The following is a 25,780-nucleotide window of genomic DNA, read 5'->3' as shown; positions in this document are numbered from 1 at the left end:
GAGAGGCGAGAGGGCGCTTCAGCCGCGGAAGCCGAGCAGTCCGTGCAGCGCGGTGCCGCCCGAGGAGCGGGGGAGCACCTTCGTCGTGCGCGGCTTCGGGTCGGGCAGCTTCGCGCAGACCGCGTCCGCCTCGCCGCCGTCGCCCCGGGGCACCTTCCCGTTCGCCAGATAGGCGGCCAGGTGCTCGTCGAGGCAGTCGTTGCCGCTGAGCGTGATGCCGTGGTTGCCGCCGCCTTCCTCGACGACCAGGCTCGACCCGGAGAGCTGCCGGTGCATCTCGACGCCGCCCTCGTACGGGGTCGCCCCGTCGTCCGTCGCCTGGAACAGCAGCACCGGCGGCACCGCGTGGTTCTCGACGTCCGTCGGGCGCCCGGGGCGGGTCGGCCAGAACGCGCACGGCGCGTTGTACCAGGCGTTGTTCCACGTGGAGAACGGCGCCTTCTCGTTCATGTGGCGGTTGTCGACGCGCCAGCGGTTCCAGTTGCGCGGCCAGCGCGCGTCCTGGCACTGCACCGCCGTGTAGACGCTGTACCCGTTGTCGCCCTCGGCGTCGACCGCCGCGAAGTTCTCGTACGCCTCGACCAGCGGGTCCGTGTCCTTCTTCTTCGCGTACGCGGCGAACGCCTCGGCGAGGAAGGGCCAGTAGCCGTCGAAGTAGCCGCCCGGCAGGAAGGTGTCCTCCAGTTCGCCGGCGCCGACCTTGCCGTCGGCCGGCTTCTTCGCCAGCGCGTCCCGCATCGCGTACCACTTCGCCTCGACCGCGGCCGGGTCCTTGCCCAGCTTGTACGTGGCGTCGTGCCGCGCGACCCAGGCGAGGAAGGCCTGGTGGCGGGCGTTGAAGGCGAGGTCCTGGGACATGTTGTCCCGGTACCAGACGCCCGTCGGGTCCACGATCGAGTCGAGCACGAAGCGCCGCACCCGCTCGGGGAAGTACTTGGCGTACACGGCGCCCAGGTACGTGCCGTAGGAGTAGCCGAAGTAGTTGAGCTTCGGGGCGCCGAGCGCGCGGCGGATCGCGTCCATGTCCTTGACGCTGGACACGGTGTCCATGAACGGCAGGACGTCCCCGTACTTCTCGCCGCACGCGCGCGCGAAGGCCTGCGCCCGGTTCAGGTTCGCCGTCTCGATCGCCTGCGTCGTCGGCACGCTGGAGGGGCGTACGGGGTCGAAGTGGCCGGGCTTGCAGTCCAGGGCCGGCTTGCTCTTGCCGACGCCGCGCGGGTCGAAGCCGATCACGTCGTACTGGGCGGCGATCTTCTTCGGCAGGTTCGACGCGACGAACCCGGCGAGGGTCAGGCCGCTGCCGCCCGGGCCGCCGGGGTTCACCAGGAGCGGGCCCTGCGACTTCTTCGCGGTGTGCGGGACACGCGACAGCGCGAGGGTGATCTGCCGGCCGTGCGGGTCGTCGTGGTCCAGCGGCACCTTCAGGGAGGCGCACTGGAGGGTCGGATAGGACTTCGTGCCGCACTTCTTCCAGGCAAGGGAAGCGGCGGCGGAGGACGGGGTGGGCGCGGGGCCCGCGGCGGCGGTGGCGGGGGTGACGGCACCGGCGGCCAGGGCGGCGACGCCGCAGAGTGCGACTGCGCGCTTCTTCATGGAGCCTCCCAGGGCGGAGGGGAGGACCGCGAGTCCACGGCCCAGCCGCATCGTCCCGGAGTGGGCGCCCGGAAGAACCTGTTCAGTGCGAATTTGACCCGATTGCGGTCACAGGAGCGTCAGCTGAGTGGGTGTCGCGGGCCCGGGCTCCGCCTCCGGCTGCGGCTCGGGCACCCGGCGCCGCAGCGCCGCCCGGGACGGCCCGATCCCGAACTCCTCCGCCAGTTCGTGCACCTGACGGGTCACCCGCCGCTGGTACCACTTCGGGGCGTACGCGCCCTCCGCGTACAGCCGCTCGTAGCGGCGCACCAGATACGGGTGGTGCCGGCCCAGCCAGGCCATGAACCACTCGCGGGCCCCGGGCCGCAGATGCAGCACGAGCGGGGTGACGGAGGTGGCGCCGGCCCGCGCGACCGCCCGCACCGTGGCCCGCAGCTGCTCGGGCCGGTCCCCGAGGAAGGGGATCACCGGGGCCATCAGGACCCCGCAGCCGATCCCCGCGTCGGTGAGGGCCCGGACGACGTCGAGCCGGCGCTCGGGCGCGGGCGTGCCCGGCTCCACCGTGCGCCACAGCTCCTGGTCGACGAAGCCGACCGACACCGAGATCCCCACGTCGGTCACGTCGGCGGCCTGCCGCAGCAGGGGCAGGTCGCGCAGGATCAGCGTGCCCTTCGTCAGGATGCTGAACGGATTGGCGTAGTCGCGCAGCGCCTCCAGGATCCCCGGCATCAGGCGGTAGCGGCCCTCCGCGCGCTGGTAGCAGTCGACGTTGGTGCCCATCGCGATGTGGTCGCCGTGCCAGCGGCGTGAGGCGAGGTGGTGGCGCAGCAGCGTCGGCGCGTTCACCTTGACCACGATTTGGCTGTCGAAGCCGAGACCGGTGTCCAGGTCGAGATAGTGGTGGGTGTTGCGGGCGAAGCAGTACACGCACGCGTGCGTGCAGCCCCGGTACGGGTTGACCGTCCACTCGAACGGCATCCGGGACGCGCCCGGCACCCGGTTGACGATCGAGCGGGCCCGGATCTCGTGGAACGTGACGCCGGCGAACTCGGGGGTGTCGATCGTGCGGGTCGTGACCGCGTCCGCGCCGAACAGCGCGGCTTCGGGCGCGCGGCCGTGTTCGGTCCGCCCGTCGTCGGTGGATCCCGTGAGGTCCGTGAGGTCTGTGGAGCTCGTGGGGTCCGTGAGGTTCTCCCAGCGCATGACGCCTCCTCGCTAGCACTGGCCACAGAATAGAACACATGTTCCCTTGATCGTGCGAACCCTTTCCGGGACCGGATTTGGTGGCCGCTGTGCCGGGTGGTTGGCTGGGCGCAGTCAACTCGCGACACCTTGCAGAACCACCCCTGAAGAACCACCCGAAGAACCAAGTGCTGGAGGAAGAGTCATGGCGCAGGTCGAGGCCATCACGGAGCGTGTCGTCGCCGCGAAGCCGGACGACGTGTTCGACGCCCTCGCCGACTACAGCGGCACCCGCGCGAAGCTGCTGCCCGAGCACTTCAGCGAGTACGAGGTGCGCGAGGGCGGCGACGGTGAGGGCACCCTCGTCCACTGGAAGCTCCAGGCCACCAGCAAGCGCGTCCGCGACTGCCTGCTCGAGGTCTCCGAGCCCACCGACGGCGAGCTCGTCGAGAAGGACCGCAACTCGTCCATGGTCACGACCTGGCGCGTCACCCCTGCCGGCGAGGGGCAGTCCCGCGTCGTGGTCACGACCGTGTGGAACGGCGCCGGCGGCATCGGCGGCTTCTTCGAGAAGACCTTCGCGCCCAAGGGTCTCGGCCGGATCTACGACGCCGTCCTCGCCAAGCTCGCCGCCGAGGTCGAGAAGTAGGCCGGGGCCCCGCACCCCCGGAGGCGCGCTTCGCGCACCGATTCACCGCTCACCGTTTCGAGTGGTTTTCGTTTCGCGCCGGTTGTACGCCGTAGGGCTCCGACCGGCGCATTCATCTCCGATGTCCTCCTGAGCGACATCTCGTCGCACTTGCCCCCCGTTGTCGCGTAATGCGAGAAATGGGCGGCGCAAGGGCGACGAGGGGAGTGGCAGGTGGGCACGACGACGCTGGAGACCGAGCCGGTGGGGAGTCCGGTGCCGGCCCCCGCCCCGGAACCGGTCACCGCGGCCGACCCGCCGCGGGAGGCCGCCCCGCCCCCGCTCCCCGGGCACGGACTGAGCCCGCGCCGGGTGCGCATGGTCTTCGTCGGCCTGATGCTCGCGCTGCTGCTCGCCGCGCTGGAGCAGATGATCGTCGCCACCGCGCTCCCGAAGATCGTCGGCGAGCTGCACGGCCTCGACAAGATGTCCTGGGCGATCACCGCCTACCTGCTGACCTCCACGATCGGCCTGCCGATCTACGGAAAGCTCGGCGACCTCTTCGGCCGCAAGGGCGTCTTCCTCTTCGCGATCGTCGTCTTCATCATCGGCTCCGGACTCGCCGGCCGGGCCGAGAGCATGGACCAGCTCATCGCCTTCCGCGCCGTCCAGGGCGTCGGCGCGGGCGGCCTCATGATCGGTGTGCAGGCGATCATCGGCGACATCGTGCCGCCGCGCGAACGCGGCCGCTACATGGGCCTGATCGGCGCCGCGTTCGGCCTCGCGTCCGTCGCGGGACCCCTGCTCGGCGGGTATTTCACCGACCACCTGTCGTGGCGCTGGTGCTTCTACATCAACGTGCCCTTCGGCCTGGTCACCCTCGCCGTCACGGCCGCCGTCCTCAAGCTCCCCAAACCGGCCAAGAAGGCACGGCTCGACGTCCTGGGCGCCCTGCTGCTGGCCGCCGCCTCCACCTGCCTGGTCCTGCTGACCAGTTGGGGCGGCACCGAGTACGCGTGGGGCGACCGGGTCATCGTCGGACTCGGCGCGGGCGCCGCGCTCTGTGCCGTGCTCTTCGTCGTCGCCGAGAAGTACGCGGCCGAACCACTCATCCCGCTGCGGCTGTTCCGCGACTCCGTGTTCAACCTCAGCGGGCTCGTCGGCATGGTCGTCGGCGTCGCCCTCTTCGGCGCCGCCAGCTATCTGCCGACCTTCCTGCAGATGGTCGACGGCGCCAGCGCCACCGAGTCCGGGCTCCTCATGCTCCCGATGATGGGCGGCGTCGTCGGCGCCTCCGTCCTGTCCGGCCAGCTCATCAGCCACACCGGCCGCTACCGGATCTACCCGATCCTCGGCAGCGCCCTGTCCACGCTCGGCATGTATCTGCTCTCCCGCCTCGAGGTCGACACCCCGCGCCTGGAGTACAGCGTCTACATGGCCGTCCTCGGCGCCGGCATCGGCCTGATCATGCCCGTCCTCGTGCTGGCCGTGCAGAACTCGGTACGGCCCGCCGACCTCGGCACCGCCACGAGTGCCAACAACTACTTCCGGCAGATCGGCGGCAGCGTCGGTGCCGCCATCTTCGGCACGCTCTTCGCGAACCGGCTCGCCGACTCCCTCGCCGACCGGCTGCCCGCCGGCGGCCACGGCCCCGACGCCGAATCGATCACCCCGCAGCTCGTGCACGCGATGCCCGAGGCGCTGCGCACCCCGTACATCGAGGCGTACGCCGACGCGATGCCCCGGATCTTCCTGTACCTGGTGCCGGTCCTCGTCCTCGGCCTGCTGCTCGCCTTCTTCCTCAAGGAGACACCCCTGTTGTCCAGCGCCGCCTCCACCTCCTCCTCCGCGCACCCCGTGATCCCGGCCCAGGAGCGGGCCGCGCACGCCGCCGGAATCCCGGTCTGCGGCACGGTCCAGCACCCCGACGGCACCGTCGTGCCGCGCGCCGCCCTCACCCTCATCGACGTCGGCGGCACCCAGATCGGGCGCGGCGCGAGCGGCGACGACGGGCGCTACGCCCTCTCGACGCCCGGTTCCGGCTCCTACGTGCTGATCGCCGCCGCCGGGGGCCACCAGCCGCAGGCCGTCACCGTCACGGTGGGGGAGCGGCCCGTCGAGCTCGACGTGGTCCTCGGCGGCGCGGGACGCCTCGCCGGGTCCGTCGTCACGGCCGACGGATCCCCCGTCCGCGAGGCGACCGTCACCCTGACGAACGTCCACGGAGAGGTCGTCGCGACCACCCGCAGCGGGCGCGAGGGCGGCTACGTCATCTCCGAACTCGTCGCCGGGGAGTACACGCTGGCCGCCAGCGCGCCCGCGTTCCGGCCCGCCGCGCTGCCCGTCACGGTCATGGCCGCGCGCGAGACCCGCCAGGACGTCGAGCTCGCGGGCGGGGCGGTGCTCCGGGGAACGGTGCGGGCGCTCGGGGGGCGGCCCGTGGAGGACGCGCGGGTGACGCTGCTGGACGCGGCCGGGAACGTCGTCGACACACTCACCACCGGTGGGGACGGGGCGTTCCGCTTCGTCGACCTCTCGTCCGGGGAGTACACGGTGATCGCGGCGGGCTACCCCCCGGTGGCGACCGTGCTTCAGGTCGCCGGGGGCGGCCGCACCGAACGGGACCTCCAGCTCGGCCACGAGGACTGACGCGCCGTGACTCCGGCCCGTTCGTCGTCGGCTGACGGCCGGTGGGGCTTCTGCGCAGTTCCCCGCGCCCCTGAGGAGGCTTCGCCTCTTCGGGGAAATGCGACCCGAAGGGTCTGCATTTCAGGGGCGCGGGGAACTGCGCGACCAGCCCCCACCGGCCGTCAGCCGACGAATATCCGTGACCGGGCCCCGGGGGCCACATCGTCCCCGTACCGTAAAGAGGGCTGCCGGACGGAAGGAGCGCGGCGATGCATGGGACGGGTCGAGCCCCGCAGGGCCACGTTCCGCTCGCCGTCGTCGTCATCGACCGCACCGGCGACGTCACCCACTGGAGCACCGGCGCCCGCCGCCTGTTCGGCCCCGCCCGCGAGGACGCCGTCGGCCGTTCCGCCACCGATCTGCTGCCCGTGAGCGGCGCCCTGCCGCAGGACGGACGCGCCGCGTACCCGACCTGCGGGCGGGCCCGGCTGGACACGGGCGCGGGGCACCCGGACCGGATCGACGTGCTCTGGTGGGCGTACCCCCTGGCGGGACCGGGTCCGGAGCGCACACTCGTGCTCGCCGCGGACGCGGCCGGAGCGGAAGGCGGCGCCGGCCCGGTGAGCGAGCAGGTCGCCCCGGGATTCGCCCGGCACACCGATTTCCCCGGCGCCGAGCGACTGGCCCGCGCGCTGCCCGAGATCCTGCCGAGCATGAGCGTCGGGGAGAGCGCCCGGATCGTCGCCCAGGTGCTCGAACTGGGCTATCCCGTCCTGGAGTACAGCCACCACGACCGCGTACCCGTGACCGCCGACTGGGGAGTCTCGCGCCGCACCGAGCGCAGGGAGCGGCGCGCCGAGGCGGCCCGCGCCGCCGCGGCCGGACTGCCCTCCCCGCGCAGCCCCCTCGACGACGCCGAGGACCTCGAGTACGTGGCCGTGCGCGAGCGGCTCGAGTTCCTCAACGAGGTGAGCGGGGCCATCGGTTCGTCCCTCGACCTCTCGCGCACGGTCGTCGAGGTCAGCCGCGCCGTCGTACCCCGCTTCACGGACGTGGCCGGCACTTATCTGCGCGAGCAGGTCGTCGCCGGCGAGGGCTTCCCCGAGGGGCCTCCCGACGCGACGACGCTGTGGCACCGCGTCGCGCTCGAGCACACCGACGAGCCGGGGCGCTGGGACGACGTGGTGCCGGTCGGCGAGTCCATGCCGTTCCCCGTGCACACCCCGTTCTTCCAGTGCATGACCAGCGGGGACCCGGTCCTCGTCCCGTACATCTCCGAGGAGATGGGCAACGCGATCGCGAGCCAGTTCGAGAAGCGGGACATCCGGCCGCTGATCACGCACCGCTCGATGCTCGTCGTCCCCCTCAAGGCGCGCAACGTGGTCCTCGGGTTCATGATCCTGCTGCGCCACCGGGAGCGGCCGGTCTTCAACGACATGGACCGCGTCACCGGCGCCGAACTCGCCGCGCGCGCCGGGCTCGTGCTCGACAACGCCCGCATGTACACGTATCAGGAGTCGGTGGCCGAGACGCTGCAGGACAGCATGCTGCCGCGCATCGCACCGCGCCTGCCGGGCTGCGACATCGCCACCCGGTACCTGCCGGGCACGCTGCTCGGGCGGGTCGGCGGCGACTGGTTCGACGCCGTGAAACTGCCGGGGGCCCGGACCGCGCTCGTGGTCGGCGACGTGATGGGGCACGGGCTCAACTCGGCGGCGATGATGGGCCAGTTGCGCACCGCCGTCCAGACGATGGCCGCCCTCGACCTGCCGCCCGCCCAGCTCCTGCGCAACCTCGACGACCTGGCGCACCGCCTCGGCGACAGCTACCTCGCGACCTGCCTCTACGCCGTCTACGACCCGATCGCGGGCGAGTTGCACCTCGCCAACGCCGGCCACATCCCGCCCGTCGTCGTGCGCGCGCAGGACGGCCGCAGTGAACTGCTCGAACTGCCGACGGGCGCGCCGATCGGTGTGGGCGGCGTCCCGTTCGAGTCGGTGACCGTGCCCGTCGCGCCCGGCGACCGCCTCGTGATGTGCACCGACGGACTGGTCGAGGTGCGCGGGGAGGACATCGGCGTGGGGCTCGCGACGCTGTGCGAGTCCGCCGCGCACCCGGCGGCCTCCATGGACGACGCCTGCGACACCATCATCCGCTCCCTCGCCCGGTGCGGCGGACGCAAGGACGACGTCGCCCTCCTCATGGTCCGCATGGCCGGCATCGAGGGCGCGGACGTGGCGCACTGGGAGCTGCCCGCCGAGCCCGCCCAGGTGGCGCGGGCACGCGCCCTGGTCCGGGAGCGGCTCGCCGCGTGGGGGCTGTCCGGCGCCGAGTACGCCGCCGAGCTGATGGTGAGCGAGCTCGTGACCAACGCGGTGCGGCACGCGCGGGGCGGCCCGGTGCAGCTGCGCCTGATCCGGTCCGGCACGCTGCTGTGCGAGGTGGAGGACACCGAGCACACCCTGCCGACACTGCTCAACGCCGGGCCGGGCGCCGAGTTCGGGCGCGGCCTGCGGGTCGTGGCCCGTCTCGCCCGTGAGTGGGGCACGAGCCGTACCGCGACCGGCAAGACCGTCTGGTTCGAGCTGACGGCACGCTGACCCGGGCGCCCGGCGGACGCCCGCTTGTGGGACGGCGCGGGGCACGGTAGACCGATCGGACACGTCGAGCGACGGCGCTGTGCGTACCACCGGGAGGGCCCATGAGCGTGACCGAGCGCTACAAGGATGCGTGGGAGAGCTTCTGGGAGAACGCGCCCGACGAGCCGGGCGGTGTCTTCTGGGACGCCGAGCCGGCGCTCACCGCGGCCCTCCATGTCGCCCTGTTCGAACCGCGGTTGGCGGCTCCCGGGCTGCCCGTCGTCGACCTCGGCTGCGGCAACGGCACCCAGACCCGCTTCCTCGCCGACCGCTACCGCAAGGTCGTCGGCGTCGACCTGTCCGCCGCCGCCGTCGACCGGGCCCGCGCCGCCGACCGCGCCGAGCAGGCCGAGTACCGGCGCATCGACGGCACCGACAACAACCAGGTGGGCATGTTGCACGCCGAACTCGGCGACGTGAACGTCTACATGCGGGGCGTCCTGCACCAGAGCGACCCCGCCGACCGGCAGCGGCTCGTCGACGCGGTCGGGGCGCTCGTCGGCGAGCGGGGCCGCGGCTTCGTCGTCGAGCTGTCCGAGCGGGCCCGGCCGATCCTGCAGGGGCTCGCGCAGTCCCCGGCGGGCCCGCCGCCGAAGCTGGCCCCCGTCTTCGCGCACGGCATCGCGCCCGGCGAGGTGTCCGACGCGGCGGTGCCCGAGTACGTGGCCGCCGCGGGCCTGGACGTCCTCGCCTCCGGTGAACTGCCGCTGACCACGACCGAGCGGGCCGCGGACGGCGCGTGGCTGGAGCTGCCGTCGACCTGGCTGGTGGTGGGGCGGCGCGCCTGAGCCTTTCGTTCGCAGGGCTGTGACGTGCGCGAACTGGGCCTTCCGGGTGGGACATTGGACTACACCACTGGGGGTTGTCCACAGGCCTGGTGAGCGGCGGCCCGATCCGCGTACGGTGCTGGCCATGAAGATCCTCATCAGCGCCGACATGGAGGGCGCCACGGGTGTCACCTGGCCCGCCGACGTGCTCCCGGGCACCCCGCAGTGGGAGCGCTGCCGCGCGATGTTCACCTCGGACGTGAACGCGGCGGCGCTCGGCTTCTTCGACGGCGGCGCCGACGAGGTGCTGATCAACGAAGCGCACTGGAGCATGCGCAATCTGCTCCTCGAGCGCCTCGACGAGCGCGTCGAGATGCTCACCGGACGGCACAAGTCGCTGTCCATGGTGGAGGGCGTCCAGCACGGGGACGTCGACGGCATCGCGTTCATCGGCTACCACGCGGGCGCCGGCATGGAGGGCGTCCTCGCCCACACGTACCTGGCGAACCAGATCACGGGCGTCTGGGTCAACGACGTGCGCGCGAGCGAGGGCCTGCTCAACGCGCACGTGGTCGCCGAGTACGGGGTCCCCGTCGTCCTGGTCACCGGCGACGACCACGCGTGCGACGACGCGCTCGGGTACGCGCCGGAGGCCCGCAAGGTCGCGGTCAAGGACCACGTCTCCCGGTACGCGGCGGTGTGCCGCACCCCGGCGCGCACCGCCGCCGACATCCGGGCCGCCGCCAAGGACGCCGCGTCGATCGCCGTGCGGCACGAGCCGGTGCAGGCGGGGCCGTTCACCGTCGAGGTCGAGTTCGACGCCGAGCACCTCGCCATGGCGTCGACCGTCGTGCCCGGCGTGGAGCGCACCGGCGAGCGCCGCATCGCCTACACGCACGAGACCATGTACGAGGGCATCCGCACCTTCAAGGCGGTCACCACGATCGCCTCGGCCGCGGTGGAGGAGCAGTATGGCTGAGCAGCCCACCGACGCCCCCGCGGGCGCCGTCGACGAGCAGGCGCTGGACGAGGTCGTCACGTTCACCTCCGACCTCATCCGCATCGACACCACGAACCGCGGAGGCGGCGACTGCAAGGAGCGCCCCGCCGCCGAGTACGCGGCCGCGCTCCTGTCCGAGGCGGGCCTCGAACCCACGATCCTGGAGCGCACCCCGGGGCGCGGCAACGTCGTCGCCCGCATCGAGGGCACCGACCCGGGCGCCGACGCGCTCCTGGTCCACGGTCACCTCGACGTCGTCCCGGCCGAGGCCGCCGACTGGAGCGTGCACCCCTTCTCCGGCGAGGTGCGCGACGGCGTCGTCTGGGGCCGCGGCGCCGTCGACATGAAGAACATGGACGCGATGATCCTCGCGACCGTGCGGAACTGGGCGCGGGTCGGCTTCCGGCCCCGGCGCGACATCGTCATCGCCTTCACCGCCGACGAGGAGGCCAGCGCGGAGGACGGCTCCGGATTCCTCGCCGACGAGCACGCCGGGCTGTTCGAGGGCTGCACCGAGGGCATCAGCGAGTCCGGCGCCTTCACCTTCCACGACGGCGCGGGCCGGCAGCTCTACCCGATCGCGGCGGGCGAGCGCGGCACCGGCTGGCTGAAGCTCACCGCGCGCGGCAAGGCGGGCCACGGCTCCAAGGTGAATCCGGCCAACGCGGTGAGCAGGCTCGCCGCCGCCGTCGCCCGGATCGGCGACCACCGGTGGCCGGTCCGGCTCACCCCCACCGTCCGCGCCGCCCTCGCCGAGATGGCCCGGGTCCACGGGATCGACACCGACGTCGACGCGCCGGACTTCGACGTCGACGCGCTGCTCGCCCGGCTCGGCCCGGCCGCCGACCTCGTCGCGCCGACCGTCCGCAACAGCAGCAACCCGACGATGCTGTCCGCCGGTTACAAGATCAACGTGATCCCGGGCGAGGCCACCGCGCACGTGGACGGGCGGTATCTGCCGGGCACCGAGGACGAGTTCGAGGCCACGCTCGACGCGCTGACCGGTCCCGACGTCGACTGGGAGTACCACCACCGCGAGGTCGCGCTCCAGGCGCCGGTCGACGCGCCCGCCTTCGCGAAGATGCGGGCCGCCGTCGAGGAGTTCGCCCCCGAGGGACACGTGGTCCCGTACTGCATGTCGGGCGGCACCGACGCCAAGCAGTTCTCCCGCCTCGGCATCACGGGCTACGGCTTCGCGCCGCTCAAGCTGCCCGAGGGATTCGACTACCAGGCCCTGTTCCACGGAGTGGACGAGCGGGTTCCGGTCGAGGCGCTGCACTTCGGGGTGCGCGTCCTCGACCGGTTCCTGCGCACGGCCTGAGCACGCGAGGCAGACAGAAGCGAACGGACTGGGCGAAGATGGCGGACGCGAAGGACATGGAGGCCTCAGGACACATGGGGGGCGGGGACGAGATGGTGGAGATCCAGTCGTACGGATCGTGGCCGTCGCCGATCGACGCCGCGCTGGCGGCCGCGCACGACGGCCGGCCGGAGTACGTGGGCTACGTCGGCGACGAGGCGTGGTGGACCGAGCCGCGGCCGGCCGAGGGCGGGCGCCGCGCCCTGGTGCGCCGCCGGCCCGACGGTACGGAGCACTCGGTGCTGCCCGCGCCGTGGAACGTGCGCAGCCGCGTCATCGAGTACGGCGGCGTCCCCTGGGCCGGTACCTTCCGCCCCGAAGGCCCCCTCGTCGTCTTCGTGCACTTCCCCGACCAGCGCCTCTACGCCTACGAGCCCGACGCGCCGGGCGCCGAGCCGCGGCCGCTCACCCCGGTGTCCGCGGTCGGCGGCGGCCTGCGCTGGGCCGACCCCGTGCTCCACCCCGAGCGCGGGGAGGTGTGGTGCGTCCTGGAGGAGTACACCGGCGAGGGTCCCGGCGACGTGCGCCGCGTCGTCGCCGCCGTCCCGCTCGACGGTTCGGCCGCCGAGGACCGCGGCGCGGTGCGTGAACTGACGGACGGCGCCCACCGGTTCGTCACCGGCGCCCGGCTCTCCCCGGACGGCCGCCGCGCCGCGTGGATCGCCTGGGACCACCCGCGCATGCCCTGGGACGGCACCGAGCTGCTGCTCGCCGAGGTCCGCGAGGACGGCACCTTCGGCCCCGCCCAGGTCGTCGCCGGCGGCCCGGAGGAATCCGTCTGCCAGGCCGACTGGACCGCCGACGGCGCACTCCTGTACTCCGGCGACGCCGACGGCTGGTGGAACCTGTACCGGCTCGACGTGCGCTCCGGATGGCAGGCCCCGGCCCCGTCCGGCGCCGCCCCGCGCGGCGCCGATCTGCGCCCGGCGCCCGCCCTGTCCGTACCGACCACCCCCGAAGGGGCCCTCGCCACCCCGACGCTCGCCGCCGCCCGGCCGCTGTGTCCGCGCGAGGAGGAGTTCGGCGGGCCGCTGTGGAAGATCGGCCTCAACTGGTTCACACCGCTGCCCGGCGGACTGATCGCCGTCGTGCACGGCGTCGGCTCCACCGCGCTCGGCATCCTCGACCCGGAGACCGGCGAGGTCGTCGACACGGCGGGCCCCTGGACCGCGTGGGGCTCGACCCTCGCCGCGCACGGCACCCGCGTCGTCGGCGTCGCCGCCAGCCCGCGCACCGCCGCCGAGGTCGTCGAGCTCGACACCTGCACCGGGCGGGCCCGCGTCATCGGCGCCGCGCACGACGACCCGGTCGACCCCGCGTACTACCCCGAGCCGCAGATCCGCACCTTCGCCGGACCCGACGGCCGGGACGTCCACGCGCACATCTACCCGCCGCACAGCCCCGCCCACGCGGCCCCCGACGACGAGCTCCCGCCGTACGTCGTGTGGGCGCACGGCGGCCCCACCGGGCACGCCCCGCTCGTCCTCGACCTGGAGATCGCCTACTTCACCTCGCGCGGCATCGGCGTCGCCGAGGTCAACTACGGCGGCTCGACCGGCTACGGCCGGGAGTACCGCGAGCGGCTGCGCGAACAGTGGGGCGTCGTCGACGTGGAGGACTGCGCCGCCGTCGCCCTCGCGCTCGCCCACGAGGGCACCGCCGACCGGGACCGGCTCGCCATCCGCGGCGGCAGCGCCGGAGGCTGGACCAGCGCGGCGTCCCTGACGAGCACGGACGTGTACGCGTGCGGCACCGTCATCTACCCGATCCTGGACCTCACGAGCTGGGCCGAGGGCGAGACCCACGACTTCGAGTCCCGGTACCTGGAGTCGCTCGTCGGACCGCTCGCCGAGGTCCGCGCCCGCTACGCCGAGCGCTCCCCGGCCGAGCACCCCGAGCGGATCACCGTCCCGTTCCTGCTGCTCCAGGGGCTCGACGACGTGATCTGCCCGCCCGCCCAGTGCGAGCGCTTCCTCGCGCGGGTCGAGAGCGAGGGGCGGCGGGTCCCGCACGCCTACATCGCCTTCGAGGGCGAGGGCCACGGGTTCCGCAGGGCGGACACGATGCGACGTGCGCTGGAGGCCGAACTCTCCCTGTACGCCCAGGTGTTCGGCCTGCACCCGACCGGGATCCCGACCCTGGAGCTGAACAAGTGACGTCGCCGGAGTCCCTGGTCCGGCCCGCGCGGCTCGCCCCAGGGGCCCGGGTCGCCGTCGTCGCGCCGAGCGGGCCCGTGCCCGAGGAGCGGCTCGCGGCGGGCCTCGACGTCCTGCGGGGCTGGGGCCTGGAGCCCGTCGTCGGCGCCCATGTCCTCGACTCCCACCCGGAGTTCGACTACCTGGCCGGCTCCGACGCGGGCCGCGCCGCCGACCTCCAGGCGGCCTGGTGCGACCCGGGTGTCGACGCCGTGTTCTGCGCGCGCGGCGGCTACGGGGCGCAGCGCATGGTCGAGCTGCTCGACTGGGAGGCGATGCGGGCGGCCCGGCCGAAGGTGTTCCTCGGGTTCAGCGACATCACGGCGCTGCACGAGGCGTTCGCGGTCCGGCTCGGGGTGTCGACGCTGCACGGGCCGATGGTCGCGGCGGCTGACTTCCCCACGGACGACCGGGCGCAGAAGCATCTGTGGGCCACGCTGTTCGAACCGGAGTCGGTGCGGACGATCGCCGCCGCGGGGGATCACCGGGTCCTCGTGCCCGGGGTCGCGGAGGGGCTGCTCCTCGGAGGGTGCCTGAGCCTGCTCGCCGCGGAGCTGGGGGCGCCGGCGGTGCGGGCCTCCGCGCGGGGCGGGCTGGTGTGTCTGGAGGACGTGGGGGAGGAGACGTACCGGATCGACCGGTATCTGACGCAGTTGGCGCGGGCGGGGTGGTTCGACGGGGCCGCGGGGTTCGTGCTCGGGTCCTGGGCGGAGTGCGAGCCCGTGCGGGGGCTTCTGGTGGACCGGTTGGGCGGGGGCGGGGTGCCCGTGGTGGACGACTTCGGGTTCGGGCACGGGGCCGGATCGCTGACCGTCCCCCTGGGGGTGCGGGCCGTTCTCGACGCCGAGTCCGGCACGCTGACTCTGGCCGAGCCTGCGCTGCGCTGAGCGCGTCTTCGTCTGCCCGGTGCGATTGGTGTGCGTCTGCGGGCCCGGTGGGGCTTCTCGCGCAGTTCCCCGCGCCCCCGAGATGCACACCCTTCGGGCGGCATCTCCCCGATAGAGGCTGAACGGCGAAGCCGTTCGCCTCCAGGGGCGCGGGGAACTGCGCGACCAACCCCCACCGGCCCGCAAGTGACCCAACTCCCGTCCCTGCAACGGCGCTTGAAGTCTCCGGCCCACCTCGAAAATCCTCCCGCACACCCATTGACCGCTCCATGACACGTGTCACACCATGACTCCGCCCGCATACTTACCGGTCGGTACAAGCCCGCGTGGAGGCCCCGTGTCCAGAGCCCGTCTCAAGCCGGCCATCGCCCTCGGCGCCGCCACGGCCGCCCTGGCGACCCCGCTCGTCTGCGCCCCGCCCGCCGCCGCGACCACCCCGTACACGGTCACCGCCCTGAAATTCACGGTCCAGGCGGGCACCCGCACCTGCACCGTCGACGCCGACCTGTACCGCCCCGCCGGAGTCGACGCCGCGCACCCCGCCCCCGCCGTCCTCACCACGAACGGCTTCGGCGGCAGCAAGTCCGACGGGTCCACCGACGCGACCGGCAAGGCGTTCGCCCAGCGCGGCTATGTCGGGCTCGTCTACTCGGGGCTCGGCTTCGGCAGGTCCGGCTGCCTCGTCTCCCTCGACGACCCGCGCATCGACGGGAAGGCCGCCTCCGCCCTGGTCGACTTCCTGGCCGGGACCCGCGCCGCCGACGACGGCACCAAGGCCGACTACGTGGCGAAGGACGCCGGGAACGACCCGCGCGTCGGCATGATCGGCGGCTCCTACGGAGGCGCCGTCCAGCTGGCCACGGCCTCCGTCGACCACCGTGTCGACGCCCTCGTCCCGCTCATCACCTGGAACGACCTCGCCTACTCGCTGGACCCGCAGAACGCGGCCGACCGCGACGTCCCCGGCGCCTTCAAGTGGCAGTGGAGCAACGGCTTCTTCCTCATGGGCGAGGGCCAGCCGCTGATCGTGCCGAACCTCGACCCGTCCCGGATCAACAAGCTCGGCTGCCTGCACTTCGTCGACGACGCCTGCGAGACGATCCGCACCCTCAACTCCGGCCGCTATCCCGCCGAGCGGACGAGGAGCCTGCTCGCCTACGCGCGCAGCGTGTCCCCGGTCTCGTACCTGAAGGACGTCAAGGCGCCGACGCTGCTCGTGCAGGGCCAGGCCGACAGCCTGTTCAACCTGAACGAGGCCAGGGCGACGTACGACACCCTGCGGGCGCAGGGGACCACGGCCAAGATGATCTGGCAGTCCTGGGGGCACAGCGGCGGCCTCACCGACCCCGCGAGCGGTGAACTGAACCTGGGCCAGGGCAACTTGGAGACGAGCTACGTCGGCCGGCGGATCCTCGCCTGGTTCGACCGGTACCTGCGCCACGAGAAGGGCGTCGACACCGGCCCCGCCTTCGCCTACTACCGCGACTGGATCGGCGACCCGGACGGGACGTACGCCACGGCCTCCGCCGTGCCCGCCCTGTCGCGGAAGCTGTACCTGTCGGGCGACGGCAAGCTCGTCGACAACCGGCGCAAGGTCGCCCGGGGCAGCCGCGAGTACCGCAACTGGCTCGTCCCGACCAGCCACTCCGAGTCCTCCCTCGCCGGCATCATCGGGCTCCCCGACCCGGCCCCGTACGACACCCGCGGCACCTACCTCGACTGGACCACCGACCCGCTGACCGGCCCCACCGACGTCGTCGGCGCCCCGAAGGCCACCCTGAAGGTCGTGTCGCCGCGCACGGAACGGGTGCAGAACTCCGGCGACGCCGCCGACAAGCTGGTCCTCTTCGCGAAGCTGTACGACGTCGCGCCCGACGGGAAGAAGACGCTCGTGCACCGGCTCGTCGCCCCGGTCCGGGTGCCCGACGTCACCCGCCCGTTCACCGTCACGCTCCCCGGCATCGTGCACCGCTACGAGAAGGGCCACCGGATCCGGTTCGTGATCGCGGCGAGCGACGACGCGTACGGCGGCAACAAGGGCGTCAAGCCCGTCACCGTCGTCAGCGCCCCCGAGGACACCGGCACCCTGGAGCTGCCCGTCGTCACGCCCTGAGCCCCGGGCGGCCCCGTCACCCGTACGGCCCCCGGCCGCTGCGCGATCACCCGCTCCCCGCCCATGCTGGGCGGGGAGACGGTGACGGCCGCCGGGGGACCGGCGGGTACGGGAAGGGACGGCCGATGAGCCCCAAGGACACCGCGAGCAGCACGAAGAGCCGCGGCACCAGCATGTTCACGCCGGGCCGGATCGCGATGCTCGTCCTCGCCGTCCTCGTCCTGGTCTTCATCTTCGAGAACACCCAGGAGGTGAAGATCCGGCTGCTGATCCCCGAAGTGTCCATGCCGCTCTACCTGGCGCTGGCCGCGGTCGCCGTCATCGGAGCGGGCTGCGGCGCGTATTTCGCGCGCCGGAAGCGCAAGTAGGTCCGTAGGCTGGCCCGATGAACGATCTTGCCGCCGAAGGCACGCGCGTCGCGATACGCCCCCTCACGCTCGACGACTGCGACGAGTTCATCGCGCGGGCGCGCGAGAGCCGGGACCTGCACCACCCCTGGCTCTACCCGCCCACCGACACCGCCGCCTTCGCCACGTACGCCGACCGGCTGATCGACGCCCCGGACCGGCACGGATTCGTGGTGTGCGACCGGGACACCGGAGCCCTCGCCGGATACATCAGCATCAACAACGTGGTGCACGGCGCCTTCCGCTGCGGCGCCCTCGGCTACGGGGCCTTCCGGCACGCGGCCGGTCGCGGCCTCATGAGCGAGGGCCTCGCGCTCGTCGTCGACCTGGCCTTCGGGCCGCTCGGACTGCACCGCCTGGAGATCAACGCCCAGCCCGGCAACACGGCGTCCATCGCCCTCGCCCGGCGCGCCGGATTCCGCCTCGAGGGCTTCTCACCCGAGTTCCTGTTCATCGACGGAGCCTGGCGCGACCACGAGCGGTGGGCGCTCACCACCCAGATGCGCGACCGGCGGCGGCTCAGCGAGCGGAGCGACCGGCCTTCCGGTTGATCTTCATGGTGTCCATGTCCGTCACCGTCGAGCGCAGCTCCCCGTGCCCGTACCCGCGCTCGCGCAGATACGTCTCGGCACGCTCCTCGGCGAGCGCGCCCGCCATCTCGTCCCCGTCCGCCGGGTCCGATGCGACGACGTAGCGCATCGAGAAGTGCTTGAGCGTCCGGTCGTACGCGAGCGAGCCCTCGGGCCGGAAACGCATCCCCGCGATGCCCTCGTGCTCCGCGACCTCGGCGAGCAGCCGCTCGCGCGACGCCTCGGTCAGGCCGTCGAAGGTGCCGCGGACGATCACGCGGTAGGTGTGCTGCTCGGCCATGACGGGTCGTGCTCCTCTGAGACGTACGGGGTGGTACGGGGGTGTCCGGGCGGTGTCGGCGGGCCGACAAGTCCGTTGACGCGGCCAGGGTACGTCGATCAGGGTGAGGCGCATGCGGAATATCGTCGCGCTCGACGCCCCGTCCAACCTGGGGCTGCGCCCGCCCGCCCCCGGCACCGTCCCCGGGGTCTACAAACTGGCCGGCGCGCTGCGCGAGCAGGGCATCGTGCGCCGGCTCGGCGCCCTCGAAGGCGGCGTCGTCGTCCCGCCGCGCTACGACCGGGGCGACTGGCAGGAGGGCGACGGCGTCTTCAACGCGGCAGCCCTGCGCGCGTACACGATCAAGCTCGCCGACCGGATCGAGGGACACGTACGGGCCGGAGACTTCCCGCTCGTGCTCGGCGGCGACTGCTCGATCCAGCTCGGCGCGGCCCTCGCCCTGCGCCGCGTCGGCCGCTACGGGCTCGCCGCGGTCGACGCCTCCGCCGACTTCCGGCACCCGGGCAACTCCGACCGGGTCGGCGCCGCCGGCGGCGAGGAGCTCGCGCTCGGCACCGGCCGAGGCCAGAGCGACCTCACCGACATCGAGGGCCTGCGCCCCTACCTGAGGGACGAGGACGTGCGGCTGTTCGGCGGCCGGGACGCCTTCGAGGAGGACCGGGCCGAACTCGCCGCGCTGAAGATCCCCAACACGACGGTCGGCGAACTGCGCGAGTGGGGCGTCGACGAGGTGGTGCGCGGCCACGTCCTGAGTCTGGAGACCCCCGCCCTCGACGGGTTCTGGCTGCACCTGGACGCCGACGTGCTCGACCCGTCCGTCATGCCCGCCGTCGACAGCCCCGACCCCGACGGCCTGCTCCCCGCCGAACTCCTCGCGCTGCTGCGCCCGTTGCTCGCCTCGCCCCGCTGCGTCGGCATGAACATCACGATCTACGACCCGGATCTCGACCCCGACGGCACGGCCGGGGCGCTGCTCACCGACCTCGTCGTCGCGGCCTTTGCGCAATCCTGACCGGAGCGGCCCCTGGTCACCGCCCCGATGAGCATGTTCCATGGTCATCGGGGCGGTCCGCGCCCCGAGGCGACGGGAGGCAGCCGTGACCGACATACGCCGCGAGGCACTGACCCTGCCGGGCGTCGCGTTGGGACCCACGAACCCGCTGCCACCCCTGCACCCCCTCGACGAGGCGCACCGGATCGACGAGCGCTCCCGGGAGGGCCTGCCGCTCGACATGGCCCGCCAGCTCGGCTACCGGCCGCTGACCAGCGTGCTGCCCGAGCGGATCCGCGACGGCTACGGACGCGACCGGTCCCCCGTCTCCCTCGACGCGATCGTCATCGAGAACGACCGGCTGCGCGCCACCGTCCTGCCCGGCCTCGGCGGCCGTGTCGCCTCCCTGTGGCACAAGCCCACCGGACGTGAACTCCTGTACCGCAACCCGGTGTTCCAGCCCGCCGACTTCGCGCTCAACGGGGCCTGGTTCTCCGGCGGCATCGAGTGGAACATCGGCGCCACCGGACACACCACGCTGTCCTGCGCGCCGCTGCACGCCGCCCGCGTCGAGGCGCCCGACGGCACCGCGATGCTGCGCCTGTGGGAGTGGGAGCGGCTGCGCGACCTCCCCTTCCAGGTCGACCTCTGGCTCCCTGACGGCTCCGACTTCCTCTACGTGGGCGTGCGCATCCGCAACCCGCACGAGAAGCCCGCGCCCGTGTACTGGTGGTCGAACATCGCCGTGCCCGAGGAGCGCCGCGTCCTCGCCCCCGCCGAAGAGGCCTGGCACTTCGGGTACACGCGCAGCCTGAGCCGGGTCCCGGTGCCCGTCTCCGCGGGCGCCGACCGCACGTACCCGCTGAACAGCGAGTATCCCGCCGACTGGTTCTACGAGGTCGAGGACGGGCGGCGGCGCTGGATCGCGGCGCTCGACGACTCCGGGCACGGGCTCGTGCAGACCTCGACCGACCTGCTGCGCGGCCGCAAGCTCTTCGTGTGGGGCAGCGGGTCCGGCGGGCGGCGCTGGCAGGAGTGGCTCACCGAGCCCGGCACCGGGGGCTACTGCGAGATCCAGGCGGGTCTCGCCCGGACCCAGCTGGAACACGTACGCCTGGAGGCCGAGGGGGAGTTCAGCTGGCTGGAGGCGTACGGGCCGCTGGCCGCCGACCCGGCACCCGTGCACGACGCCGGGGACTGGGGCGCGGCCGTCGGCGAGGTCGAGCGGCGGCTCGGGGAGGCGCTGCCGCGCGCGGACGTGGACGCGGCGTACGCGGCCTGGCTGCCCTTCGCCGACGCCGAGCCCGGGGAGCGGCTGGCGGTCGGGTCGGGCTGGGGCGCGCTCGAACTGCTGCGTACCGGCGGCAAGTTGGCGGGGACGCCGCTCGACGAGTCCACGCTCGGGGCGGCGCAGGAGCCGTGGCGGGAGCTGCTGGAGACCGGGGCGTTCCCGGAGCCGCGACGCGTCGGGCCGCCTGGGCCCACGCTCGTCGCGCCCGAGTGGCGGGACATGCTGGAGACGGCGCCGGCCCGGCCGCTGTCGGAGTACCACCTCGGGGTCGCGCAGTGGCACGCGGGGGATCGCGCGCAGGCCGTGCGGAGCTGGGAGCGCGGGCTCGAACTGGCGCCGTCGCTCTGGCCGTTGCTGCGGTGCCTCGCGGTCGCGGACGCGGCGGAGGGGTTCGCGGAGCGGGCCGCGGACCGTTACGCGGAGGCGTTCGACGACCTGTGCGCGGAGCGGCGCGACGGGGGCGAGGCGTGGGTCGCGGCGTCCGCGGCGCTGGGACGGGAGGCGATCTCGGCGCTCTTGTCCGTGGGGCGGGTGCGCGGGGCCCGGGAGGTCTGGGAGCGGGTGCATCCGGAGACCCGGGAGCGGGGGCGGTTCCGGTTGCTGGAGGCGGAGTTGTCGCTGGCCGAGGGGGACGTCCCGGGGGCGCGGGCGGTTTTCGAGGCCGGGTTCGAGGTGGCCGACCTCAGGGAGGGCGCGGAGGTCCTGGCGGAGCTCTGGTCCCGGGTGGCCCCGGGCGAACCCTTGCCTCCGGCGTACGACTTCCGGATGCGGCCCGGAGCGTGAGGGGGCGGCGCCGCCGCGGGTTGCGGGTTCGTCGCCGGGTGCGGGCGCGTCGTGGCTGGTCGCGCAGTTCCCCGCGCCCCTGGAGGTGCCACACGAAGTGCGCACCTCCAGGGGCGCGGGGCTGTGACATCAGCGGCTGCGCCGCGGGGCGCGACCAGCCCCCGCGGTGGGAGAGACGAAAGCAGGCCCCTCCGGCGATTGAGGAGCGGGGGCCGGGGCGGAGCCCCTGGGGGCAGCGCCGTTGCGGGCTGCTGATGCGTCGCCGGGTGACAGTGCGTCGTGGCTGGTCGCGCAGTTCCCCGCGCCCCTGAAAGGCGCACTTCGTGCGCCCTCGGGGAGCGGCGGGGAACCGGCGATCGATCCTGCCGTCGGGTCAGACGAGTTCGCCCGCGCGGGCCACGACCTGGCCCCCGTGGACGACCAGGTCACGCTGCGGCATGTCGACCACGATCTGCGGCACGCACTCGCCGCGCACCAGGACGAAGTCGGCCGGAGAGCCGGGCTCGAAGTCGACGTGGGGGAGGCCCATCACATCGGCGGAGCCGTTCGCACCGACCGTGTAGCACGCGGTCAGTTCCTCGTCGAGGCGGACGTCCGTGATCTGGCCGAGGATGTGCGCCCGGTGGAGCATGTCCGCGTTGCCGAACGGACTCCAGGAGTCCCGGACCCCGTCCGAGCCCAGCCCGACCCGCACCCCGTGCTTCTGCAGCGCGGCGATCGGCAGCACCGTGTTCGGGCCCGGCGCCACCGTGGTGAGCGCGATGTCCTGCGCCGCCAGGTCTCCGGCCATAGTGTCGAGCTCGCCCTCCGACAGGTACGGCAGGCAGAACACGTGACTGACCGTCACCTTGCCGCGCAGCGACAGCGCCTTCGTACGGTCGATGATGCCGCGCAGCACCTTCGTCCCCTTCTCGTCACGGTCGTGGAGGTGGATGTCCACCCCGATGCCGTGCCGGTCGGCGAGGTCGAAGACGAAGTCGAGCTGCTCGTCGAGGGCGTTGTCGAAGCTGATCGGGTCGATGCCGCCGACCATGTCGATCAGCCCCGTGCGGGCCGCCTCCGCGAGGAGCTTGTCCGTGCCCGGTGTCCGCACGACACCGTGCTGCGGGAACGCCACGAGCTGCACGTCGAGCGCGTCGGCGAGCCGCTCGCGCGCCTCGGCGATGCCTTCGAGCCCGGCGAGCCCGAAGGCCGGCGCCACGTCGGCGTGCGCCCGCATGGCGCGGGTGCCGCGGGTGACCGCGTGCGCCATCAGCCCGTAGGCGCGCTCGCCGACCGGACGCTTCTGCGCCTTGAACAGTTCGACGTCCTGCTCGCAGAACTCGGCGATGGTGTTCGCCGGCTTGCGGGTCACCCAGGAGCCGCCCCAGCTCGTCTTGTCCGGGTGGATGTGCGCGTCGACCAGCGACGGCAGCGCGATGCGGCCGTCACCGTAGACGACCTTGGCGCCCTTGGGCGCCGGCTCGTCCGAGAAGACGCCGTCGATCACCGTGAGGTCCACGGCCTCGGCGGCCCCGAACGGCCGGATGTTGCGGAACACCACGGCCTTGCGCGGCTCCGCGCGCCCGCTGCCGGACGCGGCCTGTGCCGCCCCCGCCGGGGCGAGGGTCGCCGCGCCGAGGGACGCGGCGCCCGCCAGGACACCGCGACGGGACAGGGAAGGGGGAGTCATACGTTGCTCCTCATGGGGGTGTGAGAGACGTACGGGTCGTGCGTGGCGGCGGGCTTCAGACCGCGAGGGCGATGCCCGAGTGCACCACGCGGGTGGGGGTCTTGAGGACCGAGAGGTCGGCCAGCGGGTCGCCGGACACGACGATCAGGTCACCGGCGAAGCCCCGGGCCAGGCGGCCCACGGTGTCGGAGAGGCCGAGCAGCTTCGCCGCGTTGACCGTGGCGGTGCGGATCGCGTCGAGCGGGCTGAATCCGGCCGAGTGCATGAGCTCGATCTCGCCGCCGACGGGCTCGACGGTGCCGCCGGAGGAGTCGGTGCCGGAGACGACGGGCACGCCCATCCGGTGCGCGGCGAGGGCCGCCTTCTTGAGCAGCGGCGTGTAGGTGCGGCCGCGCTCGTCGAGGACCGGGTCCTTGTCGCCGATCATCCCGGCGATGGCGCCGATGGTCGGCGTGAAGTAGGTGCCGCGGCGGCGCATCTCGTGGAGCGTGCGCTCACCGACGAACGCGCCGTGCTCCAGCGAGCGGATGCCCGCGGTCACCGCGTCGTGGCAGCCCTGCTCGCTGTAGCTGTGGCACAGGACGCCCTTGCCGTGCTTCTTGGCGGCCGACACGATCTCGGAGAGCTGCTCGTACGTGTAGACCTGCTCCAGCGGGTCCTGCTCGGCGAGGCCCGCGCGCGGGTTGGACCGGGTCTTGATGACGTCGGCGCCGCGCGCCACGTTCACCTCGACGACGCGGCGCAGCGCCGCGGCGGAGACGACGCCGTCCTTCAGGCGGGCCAGCGCGGTGAGGTCGGGGTCGCCGAGGATCGTGTCGCCGAGGTCGGGCGAGACGAAGACACCGGCGGCGCGCAGGCGCGGGGCGAGCTCGGGGGCCTGCCGGGCCAGCTCGCGCACGGCGATGTCCTGGTAGAAGTTCGTGGAGCCGCTGCGCGCGGTGGTGGCGCCCTGACGCAGGGCGGCCTTGGCCTCGGCCACGGTGTTGATGTGGATGTGCGAGTCCACGAGTCCGGGGAGCACCCAGCTGCCGTGCGCGTCCAGCCGGGGCGCGTCCTTGGGCACGTCGACGCGGCCGCGGCGGCCGGCCGCGCGGACCACGCCGGCCTGGATCACGACGACCGCGTCCTCGATGACGTCGCCGGTCGCCGGGTCGAGCAGCGTGCCGCCCTCGACGACCAGGTCACCGCCGGGGCCGGGGCGCTCGGAGCGGCGCGCGCCGGCGCCGGAGGACGCCGAGGCGGGCGAGGCACCGGCGGCGAACGCGGTCGCGGTGCCGGCCAGCGCGGCGGAGGCGGCGAGCACACCGCGGCGGGTCAGACGGGCGGACGGCGGCGGGGTCGATTCGACGCACATTGCGGACTCCTCGGGGGCGGATCGTCTTGCTGGCCTATTGGTATACCAATTCGGGAAGGCGCGGCAAGGATCTGTCCGAGGAGTGGCAGTGGTCAGGGGGATTTCACGACGATTGGCGGGACTTCCGCTTCTTCCGGGGCGCGGACTCCTCCGTTTTGGTATACAGCTCGGCGTCGACATGGCCGTCACCGTCACCGCCGCTGTCACCGGCCGCGCCGAAGAGGGAACGCTCGGCCACCGCCCGGCTGTCCCGCACGTGCAGCAGTGTGCTGGCCGCCGCCGACTCCGCGTCGCCGGCCGCGATGTGCCGGAACATGTCCGCGTGCTGCGCCCGCATGTGCGCCGGCTCCTCGCGCAGCCCGAACACCAGCTGCAACTGCCAGCTCAGCTGCTCCATCGTGCGGGCGAGCAGCGGGTTGTCGCACAGCGCGACGATCTCCTCGTGGAAGGCGGTGTGCGCGGCCACCTCCTCGGCGCCCTTGTCCGCCGCCGCGGCCCGCTCCGCCGTCTCCAGCGTCGAGCGCAGCGTGCCCAGGACCCGGTCCTCGTCCGCGCCGGCCGCCGCCACCTTGCGGGCCGCGAGCCGGGAGGCCTGGACCGCGAGCGGCTCCCACACCTCGTACAGGTGCCGGACGTCGGCCCGCTCCAGGCTGCGTACCCGCACACCGCTGCGCGGCAGCAGTTCGAGCAGGCCCTCCGCGACCAGCGCGCGCAGCGCCTCGCGCACCGGCACGCGGGACATCTCCAGCTCGGCCGCGACCTCGCGCTCCACCAGGCGTGAGCCCATCGGGTAGCGGCGGTCCACGATCCGCTCCCGCACCGCCTCGCGCGCCCGGTCGCTCAGGGACACATGCCCCTGACCGTTCCCCGCCCCGCCTCCGTTCTCCTTCGCGGACCCGCTCCCGGTCTCTTTCCCGGTCCCGTCCGCACGCCCTCGGTCCTTCGCGCTCCCGGCCATGGCTGCACCCCGTCCTTCACCCTCGTGCTCCGGGCGAGGATACGTCGCGCGGCCGCCGGATCAGGCCGTCCCGGCCGCCTGCCGGTCCACGTACTCGAACACCGAGCCGTCCGGGTGCCGCGCGATCAGGTTCCGCCCCACCGGGGTCGGCACGGGACCGGCGATGACCTGCGCGCCCGAGGCCGCCAGCACGCTCTTCGCCTCGTCCACGTCCCGCACCGCGATCGTCGCGGACACCTTGCGCAGCACCTCCAGCTCCCGCTCCGGGCCGCTCATCAGCAGGAAGCAGCCGACGGCGGCCACCGAGACCCCGCCGCGCTCGAAGCGCAGGGCCGGGCTTCCGGCGAGCTGTTCGTAGAAGGTGACCGAGGACTCCAGGTCCTCGACGCAGACACGCAGCGTGGTTCCCAGGATCTCCATGCCCGGAAGCCTAGTTGGCCCGCCCCGGCCGCGTGATCA

The 25,780-nt window shown here is 73.3% G+C and carries 20 protein-coding genes; 13 read left to right on the top strand and 7 right to left on the bottom strand.

Features of this window, described 5'->3' with window-relative positions; all coding sequences use genetic code 11:
• Nucleotides 1-18: 18 nt before the first annotated feature.
• The gene (locus IAG42_RS06375; protein WP_188336043.1) at nt 19-1,596 is read right to left on the bottom strand and encodes an alpha/beta hydrolase; all 1,578 of its coding nucleotides are present in this window, start codon (nt 1,594-1,596) and stop codon (nt 19-21) included.
• A gap of 108 nt (nt 1,597-1,704) precedes the next feature.
• Entirely contained in the window at nt 1,705-2,799 is a 1,095-nt protein-coding gene (locus IAG42_RS06370; RefSeq protein WP_188336042.1) for an Rv2578c family radical SAM protein, read from the bottom strand.
• A gap of 184 nt (nt 2,800-2,983) precedes the next feature.
• On the opposite strand from IAG42_RS06370, the gene IAG42_RS06365 reads away from it, so the two are divergent.
• The 11 genes from IAG42_RS06365 to IAG42_RS06315 all read left to right on the top strand — a co-directional run bounded on the left by IAG42_RS06365 (nt 2,984) and on the right by IAG42_RS06315 (nt 17,953).
• Entirely contained in the window at nt 2,984-3,427 is a 444-nt protein-coding gene (locus IAG42_RS06365) for an SRPBCC family protein (RefSeq protein ID WP_188336041.1), read from the top strand.
• A 213-nt stretch (nt 3,428-3,640) separates the two neighbouring features.
• Complete coding sequence (locus IAG42_RS06360; RefSeq protein ID WP_188336040.1) at nt 3,641-6,055, top strand: MFS transporter; 2,415 nt, start codon at nt 3,641-3,643, stop codon at nt 6,053-6,055.
• Nucleotides 6,056-6,303: 248 nt separating this feature from the next.
• Complete coding sequence (locus IAG42_RS06355; protein ID WP_188336039.1) at nt 6,304-8,634, top strand: ATP-binding SpoIIE family protein phosphatase; 2,331 nt, start codon at nt 6,304-6,306, stop codon at nt 8,632-8,634.
• Between the two features lie 101 nt (nt 8,635-8,735).
• Nucleotides 8,736-9,461: a class I SAM-dependent methyltransferase gene (locus tag IAG42_RS06350; RefSeq protein ID WP_188336038.1), complete on the top strand. Its 726-nt coding sequence runs from the start codon at nt 8,736-8,738 to the stop codon at nt 9,459-9,461.
• Between the two features lie 124 nt (nt 9,462-9,585).
• Nucleotides 9,586-10,419 carry a M55 family metallopeptidase gene (locus IAG42_RS06345; protein WP_188336037.1) on the top strand — a complete coding sequence of 278 codons (834 nt, stop codon included), beginning with the start codon at nt 9,586-9,588 and terminating at the stop codon, nt 10,417-10,419.
• Nucleotides 10,412-11,761 carry a M20/M25/M40 family metallo-hydrolase gene (locus IAG42_RS06340; RefSeq protein ID WP_188336036.1) on the top strand — a complete coding sequence of 450 codons (1,350 nt, stop codon included), beginning with the start codon at nt 10,412-10,414 and terminating at the stop codon, nt 11,759-11,761. Before IAG42_RS06345 ends, IAG42_RS06340 begins: the two co-directional genes overlap by 8 nt.
• Nucleotides 11,762-11,853: 92 nt before the next feature.
• Nucleotides 11,854-13,956 carry a prolyl oligopeptidase family serine peptidase gene (locus IAG42_RS06335; protein WP_394811276.1) on the top strand — a complete coding sequence of 701 codons (2,103 nt, stop codon included), beginning with the start codon at nt 11,854-11,856 and terminating at the stop codon, nt 13,954-13,956.
• A complete protein-coding gene (locus tag IAG42_RS06330; protein ID WP_188336034.1) occupies nt 13,953-14,882 on the top strand; it encodes a S66 peptidase family protein in 930 nt (309 codons plus the stop codon). The genes IAG42_RS06335 and IAG42_RS06330 overlap by 4 nt, the downstream gene beginning before the upstream one ends.
• A 286-nt stretch (nt 14,883-15,168) precedes the next feature.
• The gene (locus tag IAG42_RS06325; protein WP_188336033.1) at nt 15,169-16,995 is read left to right on the top strand and encodes a CocE/NonD family hydrolase; all 1,827 of its coding nucleotides are present in this window, start codon (nt 15,169-15,171) and stop codon (nt 16,993-16,995) included.
• A gap of 125 nt (nt 16,996-17,120) precedes the next feature.
• A complete protein-coding gene (locus IAG42_RS06320) occupies nt 17,121-17,363 on the top strand; it encodes a LapA family protein (RefSeq protein ID WP_188336032.1) in 243 nt (80 codons plus the stop codon).
• Between the two features lie 17 nt (nt 17,364-17,380).
• Entirely contained in the window at nt 17,381-17,953 is a 573-nt protein-coding gene (locus IAG42_RS06315; protein WP_188336031.1) for a GNAT family N-acetyltransferase, read from the top strand.
• Here the strand turns inward: IAG42_RS06315 and IAG42_RS06310 are convergent.
• Complete coding sequence (locus IAG42_RS06310; RefSeq protein ID WP_188336030.1) at nt 17,922-18,272, bottom strand: DUF6204 family protein; 351 nt, start codon at nt 18,270-18,272, stop codon at nt 17,922-17,924. The two genes, IAG42_RS06315 and IAG42_RS06310, sit on opposite strands and share 32 nt — an antisense overlap.
• A 112-nt stretch (nt 18,273-18,384) precedes the next feature.
• Here IAG42_RS06310 and IAG42_RS06305 point away from each other — a divergent pair, with 112 nt between their 5' ends.
• Both IAG42_RS06305 and IAG42_RS06300 read left to right on the top strand, forming a co-directional pair.
• Nucleotides 18,385-19,284, top strand: coding sequence for an arginase family protein (locus IAG42_RS06305; RefSeq protein WP_188336029.1), 900 nt, complete (start codon nt 18,385-18,387; stop codon nt 19,282-19,284).
• A 40-nt stretch (nt 19,285-19,324) separates the two neighbouring features.
• A complete protein-coding gene (locus IAG42_RS06300) occupies nt 19,325-21,337 on the top strand; it encodes a DUF5107 domain-containing protein (RefSeq protein ID WP_188336028.1) in 2,013 nt (670 codons plus the stop codon).
• A 373-nt stretch (nt 21,338-21,710) separates the two neighbouring features.
• On the opposite strand, the gene IAG42_RS06295 is transcribed toward IAG42_RS06300, so the two are convergent.
• From IAG42_RS06295 to IAG42_RS06280, 4 genes are all read right to left on the bottom strand, one after another.
• Complete coding sequence (locus IAG42_RS06295; protein ID WP_188336027.1) at nt 21,711-23,009, bottom strand: amidohydrolase; 1,299 nt, start codon at nt 23,007-23,009, stop codon at nt 21,711-21,713.
• A 55-nt stretch (nt 23,010-23,064) separates the two neighbouring features.
• Entirely contained in the window at nt 23,065-24,363 is a 1,299-nt protein-coding gene (locus tag IAG42_RS06290; RefSeq protein ID WP_188336026.1) for an amidohydrolase family protein, read from the bottom strand.
• 103 nt (nt 24,364-24,466) lie between these two features.
• Nucleotides 24,467-25,213 (bottom strand): GntR family transcriptional regulator, encoded by a 747-nt coding sequence (locus tag IAG42_RS06285; RefSeq protein WP_223205884.1) that lies wholly within the window; start codon nt 25,211-25,213, stop codon nt 24,467-24,469.
• Nucleotides 25,214-25,381: 168 nt separating this feature from the next.
• Nucleotides 25,382-25,741, bottom strand: a complete 360-nt coding sequence (locus IAG42_RS06280) for a VOC family protein (protein WP_188336024.1) — start codon at nt 25,739-25,741, stop codon at nt 25,382-25,384.
• Between the last annotated feature and the right edge of the window lie 39 nt (nt 25,742-25,780).

The sequence above is a fragment of the Streptomyces xanthii genome, assembly GCF_014621695.1.
In the GTDB taxonomy this organism is placed as follows: Bacteria; Actinomycetota; Actinomycetes; order Streptomycetales; family Streptomycetaceae; genus Streptomyces; species Streptomyces xanthii.
This window is presented reverse-complemented; position numbering and strand designations above follow the sequence as displayed.